The organism is Acinetobacter sp. ACNIH2 (genome assembly GCF_002934965.1).
Lineage (GTDB): Bacteria > Pseudomonadota > Gammaproteobacteria > Pseudomonadales > Moraxellaceae > Acinetobacter > Acinetobacter tandoii.
Genome location: NZ_CP026412.1, coordinates 2,939,475 through 2,955,163, shown reverse-complemented (window position 1 = coordinate 2,955,163; position 15,689 = coordinate 2,939,475). Strand labels below are relative to the sequence as shown.

Below are 15,689 nucleotides of genomic sequence, written 5' to 3'. Positions count from 1 at the left end.
GAATAAATATATAGGTTTTCCGATATTTAAACAATAGCCAATCCGATTGCAATTTGTATCAGAATTCCGATAGTGAACTTAAGGAAATTTTCTATGGCTACTTTAGGTGAAAATCTAAAAGCGATACGTAAGTCAAAAAAAATGACTCAAAAGGCTCTTGCTCAAAAATCAGGTGTAAACCAATCTGTTATTTCTGACCTTGAAACTGGTATAGCAAAATCAACAGGTTCAATTCTTGAATTAGCTAGTGCTTTAGGTGTGTCAGCCGAAGAATTAAAAACAGGAGTCATTAAAAAGTTTGATAATAATGTTGCACCCGTTACTTCAAAATTATTACCTGTTTTATCCTGGGTTCAAGCTGGATCAATGACATCTGTAGAATCAATAAACCCTTCAGAAATTGCTGAATGGCTTCCCCCTTTAAGTTCTGATGACCCAGATGGTTGTTTTTACTTAAAAGTTGTAGGTATTAGTAATTATCCAACTTATCAAGATGGTGATTATATTCTAGTAAATCCTGCATTTCAGGTATGTGATTTGCTGTCGGAAGATTTGATTGTTGTACGTCATAATACAGATGCAACGTTTAAGAAATTAGTTATTGAAAGTGATGATCGTAAATATTTACAGGCACTTAACCCAAACTTTCAGCCAAATATTATTGAGTTCCAAGATGGTATGGAATTGGTTGGCTTGGTAATCGACGCATTTAGACCACTTGGCGGTTCACGTCCAAAACGAGTAAGAAGAAGTTAATAGAATATAAGTATCCTATTCATTAATTTAAGAGGTAATAATAAAAATGATAGAACCACAAATAATTCAATATTTACAATCTTCAGATTATATTGAGTATCTCAGAGGTGCAACTGATGGTGTCTCAGGGGCTACTCATATGGCAAGCATAAAATGGAATGATGGGGTTGAAAGAGACTCCTGGGTAAAAATTTATGCAGGTAATAAACCCAGAAGTCTAATTAATGAAATGATTGGATACCTTTTGGGTAAAGCTCTAAATTTACCTATGCCCCCTAGGGCTGGTTTTCTATTACTCGAAACTAAAATACTTGATCCTAACTTTGTCAACTTACTTAGTGAGGTTGATCGATATAGAGGCTTTACATTTGCATGGGTAACTGAAGACATAAAAGGGAAAAATCTTAGGATTGAAATTGAAAATAATCCTTCAATTATGAATGTAATGGTTGAATACTTTAGTTCATGTATGAAAGATTGGGAGTACTTATCAAATTTAATTGCATTCGATGATTGGATTTTAAATACCGATAGAAATATGGGTAATTCAATCCACCTTCCAGATAAAACGTTCAGCCTTATAGATCATGGTGAATGTTTGCATGGCGGTGATTGGAAAGAATCTCAATTATTAAATTACGATTGTTCTCATATTGGATTCGCCAACAATATACACTTAAAACTATTACATGATAGAAATGCATCGGCGGGGTTATTCCAATATGAGAATACGATGCAGGAACTTGAGTTAGCAAAACTAGAACATCAAAAAGCATTTCAAAAAGTTGAAAATGAGTTGAAAACACATCTTCAAGATCTAATTGGGGATGAAATAATTGAAACTGGTATAGAAGAATTACCTTCTTATTTAGCTTTGGAAACAGTCTTAACCTTTTTAAAACAACGTGCCCAGAGCTTAGAGAAATTCGGTGAAAGGTGTGATACATTTCTTTCATCCCATGCAATTACTCGTCCATTGAGTTGATACTATGAATAATTTCAAAGGCTTAGAAGAAAAATTTAAAAAAAATCAACCTCAAGAATCTGTAGTTGATGGTCGTTGGACTCAAATACGTTGGACACCAGATCTTATTAGTAATGAGCAAATCGCCATTGGTGTTTTTCTAGAAGAAAATGGATTTATACATACTAAATTTATTGAAGATTACGGGCGACTGGAATGTGTATATGGTACTGATATATCTAATAACCTAGAGTTAGCTATAGATTTAATTGAGTATTTATTAAAAAGGGATTGGAAGAAATCGGTTTCTCCCCAATTAATTCTTGATCATCGCGGTTATGCTAGTGGTGAATCAACACAAGCTATACTTGATAAATTATTCTATCGTGTTGTGCCTTTTGGTAAGCCTCACGATGTACCCAATGAAATAGCAGATCGTTTCCCTACATACAGAACATCAAACTTAATAACCAATATTAAATCTCGAATTTTTAGTCAAATTGGTGACGATGTTTATAATATTTTCCCTGAAAAATCTTGGTTAGATATTAAAATTGGTAAAGATATACATCAAATTGATTTACCGATTCGTCCAAATGGTACAAAGCAAGTTGGTAATATTAATTCAACTATTTATAAAACATATGACAAGTTTGAAGTGAACTGCCTCACTGCCCTTACAGACCTTCAACTAGCTAAAAAATGTGGTCTTGGTGAAGATGCGATTCTATTTACCTTATTACCTAATGATTATTCATTAAGCTTACTACCAGAGCAAGAACAGGAAAAAAGAGCTAATTTCTTAAAAGAATTTGAATGGAAATTAGAAATGAATGAAATTGAACATCAAAAATATTACGAAGAATCAGCTATTTCTGACAATATTCTTAGCTGGGCTAAAAAATCAGCGCCAGCACCCGATCTATTTAACTAGATATTCTGCAGAGTCCTAATAATTCATAAAATTGGAGTTTAATGTGACAACTTGGTACTACAAGTATATTGATGATCTAATGCTGGCAGCAAGTGAGTCAAATCGCTATTCAGATGCTGTCTTTGCATTAGACTTATCAATGGGTGGCAACTCCCATTCCTCAATTTTTTCAAGAATGGAAGAATATAACGGTGTTCATTTTTATTTCTCCCCTGAAGCAAAACCAATTGCTTTAATGTTTAATGCAACACCATGCGATCAACCATCAAAAAATGAAATTGGGAACTTATTGGTCGGTGACGCTACTTTGCTTAGTCGCCTTTTTCCGTAATGCTTGCTCAGATTGATATACAGGCAACCAATAGTTAAAGACTCGTATACCACTTTCAAATCCGTCTACTGTGCCATCTGAAAAAACTTTATACTCGTGACCATTAGGTGTGCGAGCCATAAAAACTATTGATTTATCTTGATCTACTAACATTTTAATCGCCCCATACAACCTGCCCTGTGCAGGTTTTATTTTGCCTATTAAAACATAAAATCGGAATTTCCATAAAAATATCGGATTTCCTATTGACTATAAATATCGGTAATGCGATATTTATCTCACACACCAACCCAATGTGAGTGAATAAAATGTCAAAACCCACTAATGCAAAACAATTCATCGGCGATCTAAGCGGCGGTGTCTTCGCAAACCAATTAGGTGCTGTTATCAGCATGGTTGCCGAAGGCGTTGTAAAGAACAACAAAAAAGGTCAAATCAAAATCACGCTGGATATTTCCCGTATCGGTGATTCTAGCCAGGTCGAAATCGCGCACACCCTTGCTTACCTTGAGCCAACGGCTAAAGGCAAACGTACTGAAGACACAACTTCAAAATCTCCAATGCATTTCAATGCTGGCGGTGACGTAACCCTGTTTGCAAATCACACCAGCCAATTATTTGAAGAACACAACCAGCACGAAGACGCGTAAAGCATCTTCCCTACTTTCTTTCTAACAACTTTTTCAAATCCAACCAGTAAGGTACTTAAAATGGAAAACTCAGCTAAAGATATCGTTGAACTTGCTAAACCTGTCCAGCAACTTGATCGTGGTCAACTTGTAGCGGTTCATGAGAACTATAAACTCGCTGATTTAGAACAATTCTTAAATGGCCGCAATCGTGCGCGTGGTGTTTTGACCACTCCTTCTTTTGAAGATTTCAAAAGCTATGTATTAGAGCATTCAGAAGCTGGTCCAACGAACGTGATTTGCTCTGCTGGTGAACCATATGTTGCACCAAAAACTGCCCTTGTATTTGTGGACCATAAAAACGTAGCTGCAACTGCAATCTTAAACTTCACTCAAGAAGACTTCGCTCAAGGTCATTGCGACCACAAAGCGACGTTAAAGCTTGAACCGACTGTAGTTTGGGAAAAGCTCAACAAAATTAAAGATGGCAAGTTTAATCAAAAAAGCTTTGCAACTTTACTGGAAGATTGGGCTGGTGTTTTCGTGGCCCTTACGCCAAATAATGAAACCATCTCAATTGGTGAAGCATTGAATGCCGTGCGCAATATGAAGATCAACGCAACGTCTACAACTGAAAGCCAAGTTAATAATTTAAGCGAGTCTCGCTCTGTATTAGAGAACGTTGAAGCATCAACGACAGTTGGAAAATTACCTGCGTATTTTGAAATTAAAGACACTGCATACGTTGGATTGGACGAGAAGACAATCAAGTTGCGCTTACTCACCAATGACTCAGATGGTAGTCCTGTGTTTGCCCTTCAAATCGTCAAAGAAGAAATTCTTCGCAACGAGATCATTCAAGAGTTCAAAGACAAGGTTATTGAGCTGCTTCCAGACAATGAAGTTCGTATCGGTACATTCACGGCATAACACATAAACAATAGGCGAAAAAAAGCCCCGATGACTTTCGACGGATATCAGGGCTTTGCAAATTTGCGAGATAAGTATGAAACAAATCGAATGCCTTAGTCAAACGCAAGAGCGTACGACAAACAAAAGTAAAACAACAGCGTGCTTATACCAGCACCCTACTCCTGAAAACACAGTGCAATACAAATCATCAGGTTTAGCTACTGCTGCATTAGTAGCTATCACTATATGCACCGTAATCCTTTCTGGAATCACTAGTTGTTCTGCTGATCGTCATCAAACTGCTGCTCAAACTGAACACCTTGTTAAAGCGGGAGTTAAGCCATGAATTCAAGCTCTCAAGTGGAAACAATAGAAGTTATCAACTTCGGAAAGTTTAAAGGCACTGCTCTTGTTGATCTTAACCATGGCTACGTTAATTGGTTGCTCGAGCAGGAAACTCTAAATAGCAACTTACGTAACAGCTTAGAAGCATTGCCATGGGTTAAAGAAGCACAGAAACGCCAGAAGCTTGCCGAGGTTCTACAGCGCACACATATCCCTTCACAAGATCGTCGGGCATACAAAAAACGCATGGGCTGGGTTGGTGCATAAACACCACCCATTCTTAGAATGAATAGTGAGTAATGAATAATGAGTATTGCAACTTTAATTATAGGTCAGTCTGGTACTGGCAAAACCACAAGCTTAAGAAACCTAAATCCTCAACATGTGTTGTTGATTCAAGTCATCAAAAAGCCTTTGCCTTTTCGTTCACCGAACTGGACATACATCACGCCTGAGAACAAACAAGGTTCTATTCTTGTCTCTGACAACCCGCATTTCATCATAGATGTAATTCTTAAGTCTAAGCGCCCGATAATTATTGTTGATGACTTCCAGTACGTCATGGCGAATGAGTTCATGCGTCGAAGCTCTGAAAAGAGTTTTGATAAGTTCACTGAGATTGGTCGAAATGCATGGGATGTGTTCAACGCAGCTATCAATGCCCATGACCACAAGCGGGTCTACCTTTTAAGTCACACCGAAGAGGACGCTCAGGGCAAAACCAAAATTAAGACAATTGGAAAAATGCTTGACGAGAAAATCACGCTCGAAGGCATGGTGACTACTTGTCTTCAAACTGCTGTGATCAATGGTCAATATGTTTTTCAGACCAAAAATAACGGCAATTCGACTGTTAAAGCACCTGCTGATCTATTTAAAGAAGACCACATCGAAAATGACTTAAACGAAGTGGATATTGCGATTTGCGAATTCTACGGAATCCCTAATCCACAAGTTCAGTCGCAAAACAGCCAACAGCAACAAACTGCTAACCACGCTTAATTGAATATTTTGGAGTAATTTTTCATGAATCAGCAATACAAACAATTTGGTTATAACCCTGAATCAGCAAAACAAGCAGACAGCAGCGCACGTATCGAAGAAGCTGGTAAATATGTCGGCATCATTAAACATATGGAATTCATCACCGCGAATTCTGGTACCACAGGTTTTGAAATTGAATTTGAAACCGACAATAAAGAATCTGCTTCTTTCTCAATTTGGACTGAAAAGAAAGATGGAACGCCTTTAGGTGGTGTTCACAAAATCAATGCTCTGCTTGCTTGTGTTGGCGTGCGTGGTTTGACTCCAACCAATGCACCATTGGAAAAATACGACTTTGATGCAAAGGAGCGCATCACAAAAAATTGCATCATTGCACCTGAAATTACTGGTAAGCGTGTTGGTCTTTTACTCCAACGTGAAAACTATCAAAACAATAGCGGTGACTGGAAATTCCAGATGAATTTCTTCTCTTGCTTCCATGCTCAAAGCGAGCTTATGGCAAAGGAAATTATTGATCGTAAAACATCACCTGAAGCTTTACCAAAGTCACTCGCCTCCTTGATGTTAAACCCTATTACCACTCGAAAACCAAAGAATGTAAACGGTGGTTATCAGCAAAACAATGGCGGTGGATATGGCAATAATAATCAAGGTTTCAACCAAAACAATGGCTACAACCAAGGCGGATTTGATCCTTTCTACGATGATGTACCACCTATATTAAACAACGTTCCTCAAGATGACTTTCCATACTGAGGGCTGATTTATGAATGCATTGATCTTAGATACCGAAACCCATGATCTAAACGGTTATCCAATTGAAATCGCTTACGCACCTTGCTCTTTTGAGCAAGGGGTGTTGGTTGTTAAACAGGATCAGGTGTTTGATGAGTTTTTCTCTTGCCCTGAGCCTATCGCGCTAGGTGCATTGGCAACTCATCACATCCTAGATAAAGAGATTGCCGATAAGCCGAGCTATGAAACTTTCAAGATACCAGAAGGCATTGAATACCTGATTGGCCACAACATTGATTATGACATAAAGGCTATTCAGAAGTGTAAGCCAGACTTGGAAGTGAAAGGTATCTGTACTTTGGCTTTATCTCGAATGGTTTGGCCTGATCTACCGCACAACCTGACTGCGATGTACTACCACGTAATGGATGATTTGGAGTTAGCTCGTAAGCATCTTCGACATGCTCATAATGCGAAGGCTGACATTTATTTTACTGGTGTGCTGCTTAAGGCATTGGTTCAACAGCTTGGGATTAGAGATATAAGCTCACTTTACCTAATGTCTGAGACTGCAAGAATTCCTAAGTTTATTACATTCGGCAAGCATAAAGGCACAGCAATTAAGGATCTTGAACCTAGCTATGTATCCTGGTTGCTTCGTCAAGATGATCTCGATCCCTATTTGCGAAAAGCTTTACAAAATGAGGTGGCTTAATGCGTGCAGTAGTCAAACCAAAGAACCTCTTAGAATTCAAAATCTGGTTAGAAAAACTAGGTTATGACGTAAATGCATTAAACGGTGGTTTTGCAGCAAGAGCTAAAAGCCGCGAAGCGCAAAAGGCCTATAAAAAGTCACATCACTATGTGCGTGTAGGTGCCGACTTATCAGGCAATCCAGCAGCGCATGAACTTGGGGCTGAGTTTGAAAGACACCTTGCAGCACCTGAACAGACTTGCACAGCAAAAGCAGAAAAGGAAATTCTGCATATTGTTAAAGGTGAATCACATGGAATGGGTTATCTGGTGGCTTGAAGTGATGTTGGTAGTGAATGGAACAGTGTTTATCAAATTAAATTTATGGTGGTTGTGATGGATATTCAGAAAGAAAGAGAAGATTTTGAAAAATTTAAAGCTAAACAAATAGGCGTAGATTATGAAGCATTAAAAAAAGACCTCGATGACTGCGAGAGAAGATTCCCGAATAATCGGTATGCAGGCTGGAATTTCAAAAGTGATTGGGAGTTATGGCAATCAGCCAAATCCCAAGCTGTGCCTGAAGGGTTTTTGCTTGTTAGTTCTAAAGAATTACTGGATTTAACAGTTGCTATTAATGCGCTTGATTTAGCAACACACACCGAGAGTAAAACAAATGAAGTGCGTGAAATGTGGCAGGACATTGCACTCAAGCTAATGGCATTAGGTGAAGCACAGGAGCAAAGTCATGAATCTGATTGAGCAATTGGGTGGGTATGAGCAGGCTAAAGAAATAGTATTTGATCCGCTTCATCCGCAAATGACACATGTGTCAAATTGTGGTCGCCATTGGGTTAATGAAGAATTTTCCCACATTCCTGAAATTAATGAGCAAATGAAAGGTATGTTGAAGATAAGCGATATACGTCATGCACTTTTAGCGTATCGCAGAGCGAATAATATTTTTGAACTTAATGACTGGGTTTTGACAAATAACCAAGATTTTTCAGAAGAACCCTGTCAATTAGTTGAGGACTGTAGTTTTGATTTTAAATACAAAACAAAGTCTGGGCACTGGGGTTTTATTGTTAAGTCATTTTTACCAACCAAGTGGAGACATGCCACTGATGAGGAAATTGAAGCAGGTAAAAGACTTGATAGTTTGATCGTAACTCCAACCAATCGGCAAATGGCAATTTAAGACTCCAGCACTGGTGTTCTTGTGAAGTGATCATATTGCTGACCCTCTGTGATCATTTCTCAAGAGCACCAGTATTTAAAGGATAATAGAATGGGTATGAATAAATATATTGTAATTGTCGAATCGGAAACTCCACCAAAATTATTCCTTCATGACACAATCCCAAATGTTGGGAAAGTTGTAGAGCTTAAAGCTGAAGAATTGCCGAATCGAGTAACTGCTGCTTGGTTAATGGAAAGATTCAATTTATCTCGTAAAACCATTGTTGATCATTTACGTCCATTCAATAAAGGGAGAGATGGCAAACACCTTTATGATCCTAACGATGTGATGCCGATTTTGGAAAATATGAACGCTGAAAAGGCTGCAAGGCAATCGAGACGTAGAAATTAAAGGCGCTAAACGCGCCATTTAATTATTTAATACCCTTGAAAAGTTGCTTTCGTGCGAATTCAGTGACAGCTTCAACTTGTAAATCACTGAAACCTTTGAATTTAGTATTCTCACGAATAAAATTATCTAACTCTTCTTGTGGTACCGCTTCAATATCCTCTTCAGTCTCCACCTTGAAACCTGCTTTTTCAAAGAGATCATCTAAACTTTCAAAGTTGGTATTTGATTGAATGAACTCTTTAGTAACGATATCGCCGAATTTAGTTTGATTTTGGTCTTTTAAATTTTTTGCATTAGAAGTAAGCTTTTTTAAGCCATCCAAATTTCCTGTAATTTTAACAGACACCATGTTTTTCCTATAATTAGTATATTCAAATCTAGTAATATCTGTTTTACTCAAATAGCGAAACTAAATAAGCATTTTGTTACAATAATTTAGATCGACACCACTTCGACACCGCATTCGTATAAACCATTATTATTTATAATTTTTTACAACCTTGCCAAGGTTGGGGTCGCGAGTTCGAGTCTCGTTTCCCGCTCCAAAATTTAAAAAGCGCTTATCAAAAGATAGGCGCTTTTTTAATTGATTTTGTATAAGCTTATTTTTATAAGAATTTCTTAAACTTAAAATATGACATCACACAATTACTCTTTTAAAAGTCATATCAAAAGACCATTTTAAATAAGGTCTTTTTCATTACTATTTCAATTCGATGACTTCACATCCTTTCCTTAAAGGACAAGGTTCGCCCCCTAGCAAATTTTCAAGCATATTTTGTATATGTTGCAATTGTCCCATTTTCTCCTGAATCATCACTAATTTTTCTCGCAAAATTAGTTGAAATTGCTCAGCGGGAATCTCGTTTTCTCCCACGATATTAATAATTTCTTTTATTTCAGCAAGTGTAAAGCCTAGATTTTTAGCGGTCTGGATAAGTTTTAGTTGTTGCAGCGTTTGTTCAGGATAATCCTTGTAGCCATTATTGCGTACCAAAGGCTGAATCAGTTCCATCTTTTCATAAAAACGGATTGTGTCCCGACTTAAATTAATTTGTTGTGATAGCTCGCCGATTAGCATATTCAGTTTCCTTTTATATTTTTTAAAAAACTCTTGACTGTGGACTATACTCCACAGTTTAGCTTAAGCATTAACAATTAATCGAGTTTAATTTTATGCTTATGTTATCGCAAACTGCACTTGTAGTCGGTGCAACTGGATTTATTGGTAAGTTCCTTGTCGCACAATTACTTAGAGATCGTGCAAAAGTGTTTGCTTTATGTCGCAATATCAATGAACAAGAACCTCAATTGCGTCGTTGGCTGACACAGCAAAATATCAATGATCAAGAGCTGAGTTTTATTCAAGGCGATATTACTTTACCCAATTTAGGGTTATCACCTGAAGACTGGAAAACATTGAAAGAAGTGAATTATCTATATAATGCTAGTGCATTATTCAAATGGCATCTGTCTATGCAGCAGGCTAAAGCAGTCAATGTTGATGGACTAACCAATCTGCTTCATAGCGTGAACAAACATTGCCATTTAGAACGTGCAGTACACTTATCAGGCTTTATGTTGACCCTCGATCAGCATTTAAAAGCAGCGGGCATATTCCGAGAACATATCGAAAAAACTGACTGGCCAAAAATTTATGAGGCACTAGGCGCTTATGAAGCTTCAAAAATTGAAGGGCATTTTAACTGGATTAAACAAGCAGACTTATTAAATATACCATGGACAGTCATCCACCCTGCCACCGTGATTGGAGATGAAATAACGGGGGAAATTCCAGCATCTCAACCTATTACTGCTCTAATTCAACAGCTTCGACAAAGAAAAATGAGTGCTCTTCCTGGTACACCACAACATTCTCTACCTTTGGTATCAGTTACTATGTTGGTGAATGCTATGGTACATGCTAGTGAAGACCCTGAAACAGTTAAGCAGGAAATTCTAGTGGCGAATCCTCAGCAAATATCGCTTCAAACTTTAGTACAAATCGTTGCTCAGTCATTACAAATTAATCCTCCACGGCATTTTATTTCTATCTCTTTTCTAACATGGCTTTTAAAGTGGCAATGGTTAGCAAAAAAATTAGACATGTCCCCCGAAATGCTAAACTTTATCAGAACTGAGCAGCTTGATCTGGGAACATTCAATCGACTAAATCAACAATGGAAAATCCCTCCAACCGAGCTGAAAGAAACCATGCAAAAGACTGTGGAGTGGGTTACTCGCTGATATTAATATCATCGTTTGATATTAAATACATCCTAGTCTTTACGGCATTATCAACTTTATTAAAATCTAGTTCACTGTGCATTTTTAAAAGAGAATGCACAGCAATACAAATCGGCATATTTCGTCGTACCACAACGCCCATTCACTCGGCTAATTCATAACAACAATCCTGTTACAAAATGAATACCTCCTCCATCAATATAAATAGCAACAGTTTGTGGAATAAGATCCATCTTATTGTGTAAATCCATCTAAAATTGTCAAATGTATATGGATTTCATTCACTAGATGATGAAAACTGCTTGAGCCAAATTTGATTTAATAAGATCGAATTCAAAGCCAATCACCATAGATAAAAACAAGCAAAATATGACTTTATTCATCTGACAACATTTAATAGCCTTGTCGGAATAGATTTGAACCCCTAGTTTGCTGAGTTTTTTGATTGAACACACTATTGAATTACTGAATACGCCTTGAGAAACTGATTGCTATAACAAAATCACCTACACTTAAAAATTAACTTTAAATGCAACTGATGCAAAATCTCGATCATCAATAGTACTGAAATTATTGGAACCAAAAAAGTTTACGTAAGCAAACTCTACATTATATTTTTGCTGATACGTTGCCGAAACAGTCGCAGCCAAACTCATTTGTCCTTCTTGAAAATTTTGGCTAAAGCCATATAGGTCGTGGCGAAACAACACACTTGGTGTAATAACCATGGCAGGTAGCACATCTTTAAAAGTCAGAGCGCCACGTAAACGGTATCCATATGACCATTGGGTAAAAAAGCCATCTGTGTTACAAAAACGTTTATTTAAATGGTCAATTTCATCATTGGATAGATGCGCTGTACCATAAGGCGTGCATTGATTTTCCTTGGTTTCAGGATTATAAGCACCAGATGACAGTTCACTGCGTCCAAATGCACCGACTCGACCAAAGCGATAGTTACCAATATCACCAATATGATTCATGGCCAATTCAGTAGCCCAATTCAGGGTATTCGCACCCAATACATTGTTCAAGCTATCACTGACACCAAATGAAAACTGTGTTACAGGTGCACGCACATAACCTTGTAAATATTGTCCAAATTCAGCAGAAGTTCCTCTATCCGTCAGTGGCGTATTTTTGTCTAAGACCTGAGCATAAACAATATCTGTACCATTAAACTGCAAAGGCTGATTAGGTTTGTGGCTTAATTCACTAAAAACAGATGTCGTACCGACTTTTGCTGCCAAGCTCAGTCCATACATTTTGATATCTTCTGGATAGATTGAGAAAAATTGCGCTGTATTAAAATTTGTAGGGCCGACTGCAGTTACAGCGGTTCCATCAAAATTAGCATTGCGGCTATGATAATTTGCAAAATACAACCCAAGCTCAGCATTATTGAACTTAGGCAAAGTTTGTTTTAAAGAAAATCCATACTGTCCACTGTCTTTAGCATATCGACTTTCACTCCGCGGAATATAAGATTTGTTCTGTAAAGCGGTATCAGACAGTTTATCACCTGGCATGACCGTAATCAGAATTGGTCCACAGTTTTCGGGTACGAAGTCTGAAATAGCAAAGAATGTTCCGCAGCCATCGACCACAGAGGGTCTAAATTTAAACTGATAGAAACCAGCAAACTTTAAATACGGGTTTATGCCTGCTTCAAAAGAAAACATTTCTGTTGGAATCACACGCTCTCTAGTATCACCACCTGGACGATTCATCGCAGCATAATCAAAAGCACTTACACTGTTTAATCCATTTTGGAAGAATTGTGATTTGCCCCACTGCAAAGTCTGCTTACCTAGTTTCATACTCGCCGTTTGACCCTGATCTAAAGCAAAGTTTTTCCAGATATAAGCATCCCACAAGTCGATACCTTTAAAATTAGCAAGTCGTGGCCACGCAGAATCATTAAAGGCTTTTAAGTCACCTTCTCCAGTTTCATAGGCATGGTCATACCAATACTTTGCACTAACAACAGCACCCTGCTGTTTTCCTGTTAAGCTGAGCTCACTCAAGCCTTTGATCACTTGAGATATTGCATCGCCTTCATTGAAATTCACGCGACCGTCATCACCATTAATATCAATGCTATTACCATCTTTTCCAATGTAGTTCGCATCAGGTTTATAGACCAGTGAACTAGAAGCGCCTTGAGTACTCCAATTTGTCCCATAGCTGAGCGACGTTTTGCTTTCAAGCTTCCATTCCCCATTTAAATCGAAACTTGCAGCGAAAACCTCACACATAGCCAAGCTCAGACTTAAACAAAGAACCGTTTTTTTCATCAGTGAAATATGATGATTTTGTCCATTCAAAGACACAAAATAACTGACCATATCATCTCCATATCGATATGATTTAATTTAAATACTGTGATTAATTTCAATAAAAATGCTGAAAATTCAGCTTACTTTGCCACGACAGACCATGCAGCATTTTTGTTTAAATTCAACATTTTTGCTCCACATCTCTATTTATTCTGTAAAGCCATCCTTTGGCCCGATATTTAAATTGACTGTTTTAAAATGTACAAATTTATCTTTAGGTCATACAAATTAGTCGTTCAGTCATTTACACGAAATCATTTTTAGATATTGGAATTCATCTACAAACTAAGAAACACTTTTAATTTGCAGAGCATCTAGCTGTAAAATCAATTGCTCCGCCAGAGGCCAATACCCAAAACCAGAAGCGGGGTTCAAGTGTCCGACTGTTCCTGCATTAACCAATTGACTTCCCCATATCTTCGCCATAGCTTCAACAGCTTGAAATGTTGCTAAATGGTCATTGGTACTGGCAACCACAATGCTAGGAAAAGGTAGTTTTTGACTCGGTAATGGACACCAACCTTCTTTTTTAAGCGTCTCTGGACTTGGGTAACTATCAGGCCAGCTTTCAGACAAGTCAGGTGGTGTAACTAGAAGTGCACCCTGAATGTTATATTGATACAAAGCAGCCCAATGTATCGTCATCAATACACCCGCACTATGCGCCACCAAAATAACAGGTCCTTCAATTTTTCTGAGTTCCGCCTCAATCCGTGCCACACGGTTTGCGCAATTTAACTTCTCTGTTTCCACGGGCGGTACTGAATAAACTTTACCTAAACGTGATGCCAGTATGGTTTGCCAATGATCCTCTACATGATCCCGTAACCCTGGAATAATCAAAACTGTCGCTTGTGTGAATATTTTTTCCATAGTTCTACACCCTGAGCTCCTTGCTCTTTCAGGCTAATGGTTATTTTTATTTCTTATTCACAATAAGTTTTCAGTTAAACGCTCGATATACATTTCGCGACAACGCCTTTTCATTTGACGACAATAAGGTGTTAACAATTTTAGAAATTGAGTGGGTTTGGTCTAAGCTATGGTGTAGAAGCAATATCGAATACTTTGCTAAATCTGATATTTTCGTTATAACTAGAAACTAACCAGGATGGTTAAAATACAGAAGGAAAAAGATCGTGGTTCCTCTCGCGCATACAGCTATGCTCAAAAACTATTTGAATGTGAGCCAACAGTTAAACCTCAATCCTTACCATTTATTGTCAAATGTCGGGCTTTATCCTACTCAACTCAATGATCCAAAATTACGAATTTCTGTAGACAAAGCCATTCAGCTTTTAGAACAATCTGCTCAGGAGAGTGGTTGTGAAACTTTTGGCTTACATATGGCAGAACAACGCCAAATTGCAGATTTTGGGGAACTAAGCTTATTGCTCAATTATCAGCTAACCTTGCGTGATGCTTTACAAACAATTGTTCGCTATCGAAACCTCATTAATAATGCTTTAGAAATATATATTGAAGAAGTTGTCCATACAGTCATTATTCACATCGAAGTGATCTCTGCTACCCAGCAATATAGTCGCCAAGCAATTGAACTCGCTCTAGGAATCACACACCGCTTTTGTGCTGCTTTATTATCACAGAAATGGCGCCCACTCAGCATACACTTCACACATGATGCTCCGCAGAATTTAACCATTCATCAACGGGTCTTTGGTTGTTTACTCGAATTTGGTAGTGAGTTCAATGGCATTGTTTGTACATCTTCTGAATTGGATAAAGCAAACCCACAAGCCAATATTGCAATGGCAGATCATGCCCGACGTTATCTCGATATTGATATATTGCAACATGAAAATGAATCTTCAACTGTTTTTGAAGTTCGTAAAAGTATCTATGTTCTTTTACCTATGGGACGTGCGACCATTGAACAAGTTGCTCAAACACACGGCGTGAATGTACGTACACTGCAACGTAAATTAGAAACTGCTGAAACTAGCTTTAGCATTTTAATCAACGATGTACGTCGCACACTAGTGGTTCGTTATTTGAATAACTTAAATTACTCACTGGCTCAAGTTTCCGATATTTTGGGCTATTCTGTACCCAGCTCATTTACTCGTTGGTTTATTAGCCAATTTGGCGTTTCACCAACAACATGGCGTAATCAACAAAACCCTTCTATTAAGTAAAGGATGCTGAGATGAAGTTTCATAGAACAAACATTTGAAACCATGAAAC

General features: G+C 37.8%; 20 protein-coding genes. 16 read left to right on the top strand and 4 right to left on the bottom strand.

All coding sequences use genetic code 11. From position 1 onward, the window contains the following. The first annotated feature begins 93 nt into the window (after positions 1 to 93). From C3F34_RS13945 to C3F34_RS13880, 14 genes are all read left to right on the top strand, one after another. Positions 94 to 756 (top strand): helix-turn-helix domain-containing protein, encoded by a 663-nt coding sequence (locus tag C3F34_RS13945; protein ID WP_104441874.1) that lies wholly within the window; start codon positions 94 to 96, stop codon positions 754 to 756. Between the two features lie 46 nt (positions 757 to 802). Further along, positions 803 to 1,741: a hypothetical protein gene (locus C3F34_RS13940; protein ID WP_104441873.1), complete on the top strand. Its 939-nt coding sequence runs from the start codon at positions 803 to 805 to the stop codon at positions 1,739 to 1,741. A gap of 4 nt (positions 1,742 to 1,745) precedes the next feature. Beyond that, the gene (locus tag C3F34_RS13935; RefSeq protein WP_104441872.1) at positions 1,746 to 2,654 is read left to right on the top strand and encodes a hypothetical protein; all 909 of its coding nucleotides are present in this window, start codon (positions 1,746 to 1,748) and stop codon (positions 2,652 to 2,654) included. 43 nt (positions 2,655 to 2,697) lie between these two features. Next, positions 2,698 to 2,985, top strand: a complete 288-nt coding sequence (locus C3F34_RS20310) for a hypothetical protein (protein ID WP_158654362.1) — start codon at positions 2,698 to 2,700, stop codon at positions 2,983 to 2,985. Between the two features lie 308 nt (positions 2,986 to 3,293). After that, positions 3,294 to 3,635 carry a hypothetical protein gene (locus tag C3F34_RS13930; protein ID WP_104441871.1) on the top strand — a complete coding sequence of 114 codons (342 nt, stop codon included), beginning with the start codon at positions 3,294 to 3,296 and terminating at the stop codon, positions 3,633 to 3,635. A 60-nt stretch (positions 3,636 to 3,695) separates the two neighbouring features. Further along, the gene (locus tag C3F34_RS13925; protein WP_104441870.1) at positions 3,696 to 4,544 is read left to right on the top strand and encodes a DUF2303 family protein; all 849 of its coding nucleotides are present in this window, start codon (positions 3,696 to 3,698) and stop codon (positions 4,542 to 4,544) included. Between the two features lie 324 nt (positions 4,545 to 4,868). Then, positions 4,869 to 5,138, top strand: a complete 270-nt coding sequence (locus tag C3F34_RS13915) for a putative quorum-sensing-regulated virulence factor (protein ID WP_104441868.1) — start codon at positions 4,869 to 4,871, stop codon at positions 5,136 to 5,138. A 39-nt stretch (positions 5,139 to 5,177) separates the two neighbouring features. Then, on the top strand, positions 5,178 to 5,873 hold the full coding sequence (locus C3F34_RS13910) for an ATP-binding protein (RefSeq protein WP_104441867.1): 696 nt from the start codon (positions 5,178 to 5,180) through the stop codon (positions 5,871 to 5,873). Positions 5,874 to 5,897: 24 nt separating this feature from the next. After that, complete coding sequence (locus tag C3F34_RS13905) at positions 5,898 to 6,632, top strand: hypothetical protein (RefSeq protein ID WP_104441866.1); 735 nt, start codon at positions 5,898 to 5,900, stop codon at positions 6,630 to 6,632. A 10-nt stretch (positions 6,633 to 6,642) separates the two neighbouring features. Then, the gene (locus C3F34_RS13900) at positions 6,643 to 7,326 is read left to right on the top strand and encodes a DNA polymerase III subunit epsilon (protein ID WP_104441865.1); all 684 of its coding nucleotides are present in this window, start codon (positions 6,643 to 6,645) and stop codon (positions 7,324 to 7,326) included. Beyond that, positions 7,326 to 7,643 carry a hypothetical protein gene (locus C3F34_RS13895; RefSeq protein WP_104441864.1) on the top strand — a complete coding sequence of 106 codons (318 nt, stop codon included), beginning with the start codon at positions 7,326 to 7,328 and terminating at the stop codon, positions 7,641 to 7,643. Before C3F34_RS13900 ends, C3F34_RS13895 begins: the two co-directional genes overlap by 1 nt. 57 nt (positions 7,644 to 7,700) lie before the next feature. Continuing rightward, a complete protein-coding gene (locus C3F34_RS20605) occupies positions 7,701 to 8,066 on the top strand; it encodes a hypothetical protein (protein WP_228155305.1) in 366 nt (121 codons plus the stop codon). Next, positions 8,053 to 8,505 (top strand): hypothetical protein, encoded by a 453-nt coding sequence (locus tag C3F34_RS13885; protein WP_104441863.1) that lies wholly within the window; start codon positions 8,053 to 8,055, stop codon positions 8,503 to 8,505. Before C3F34_RS20605 ends, C3F34_RS13885 begins: the two co-directional genes overlap by 14 nt. Before the next feature lie 96 nt (positions 8,506 to 8,601). Continuing rightward, on the top strand, positions 8,602 to 8,898 hold the full coding sequence (locus tag C3F34_RS13880; protein ID WP_104442361.1) for a hypothetical protein: 297 nt from the start codon (positions 8,602 to 8,604) through the stop codon (positions 8,896 to 8,898). Between the two features lie 22 nt (positions 8,899 to 8,920). Here C3F34_RS13880 and C3F34_RS13875 read toward each other — a convergent pair whose 3' ends face one another. Continuing rightward, a complete protein-coding gene (locus tag C3F34_RS13875; protein ID WP_171284974.1) occupies positions 8,921 to 9,247 on the bottom strand; it encodes a hypothetical protein in 327 nt (108 codons plus the stop codon). Positions 9,248 to 9,601: 354 nt separating this feature from the next. Next, entirely contained in the window at positions 9,602 to 9,979 is a 378-nt protein-coding gene (locus C3F34_RS13870; protein ID WP_104441862.1) for a MerR family transcriptional regulator, read from the bottom strand. A gap of 95 nt (positions 9,980 to 10,074) precedes the next feature. Between C3F34_RS13870 and C3F34_RS13865 the strand changes: the two genes are divergently transcribed. Further along, the gene (locus tag C3F34_RS13865; RefSeq protein WP_104441861.1) at positions 10,075 to 11,145 is read left to right on the top strand and encodes an SDR family oxidoreductase; all 1,071 of its coding nucleotides are present in this window, start codon (positions 10,075 to 10,077) and stop codon (positions 11,143 to 11,145) included. A 512-nt stretch (positions 11,146 to 11,657) separates the two neighbouring features. Here C3F34_RS13865 and C3F34_RS13860 read toward each other — a convergent pair. Together C3F34_RS13860 and C3F34_RS13855 are read right to left on the bottom strand one after the other, a co-directional pair. Beyond that, positions 11,658 to 13,493 carry a DUF1302 domain-containing protein gene (locus C3F34_RS13860; RefSeq protein ID WP_044740630.1) on the bottom strand — a complete coding sequence of 612 codons (1,836 nt, stop codon included), beginning with the start codon at positions 13,491 to 13,493 and terminating at the stop codon, positions 11,658 to 11,660. Positions 13,494 to 13,769: 276 nt separating this feature from the next. Then, a complete protein-coding gene (locus C3F34_RS13855) occupies positions 13,770 to 14,357 on the bottom strand; it encodes an RBBP9/YdeN family alpha/beta hydrolase (RefSeq protein ID WP_044740629.1) in 588 nt (195 codons plus the stop codon). Between the two features lie 266 nt (positions 14,358 to 14,623). Between C3F34_RS13855 and C3F34_RS13850 the strand changes: the two genes are divergently transcribed. Beyond that, positions 14,624 to 15,640, top strand: a complete 1,017-nt coding sequence (locus C3F34_RS13850) for an AraC family transcriptional regulator (protein WP_044740628.1) — start codon at positions 14,624 to 14,626, stop codon at positions 15,638 to 15,640. Positions 15,641 to 15,689 lie beyond the last annotated feature (49 nt).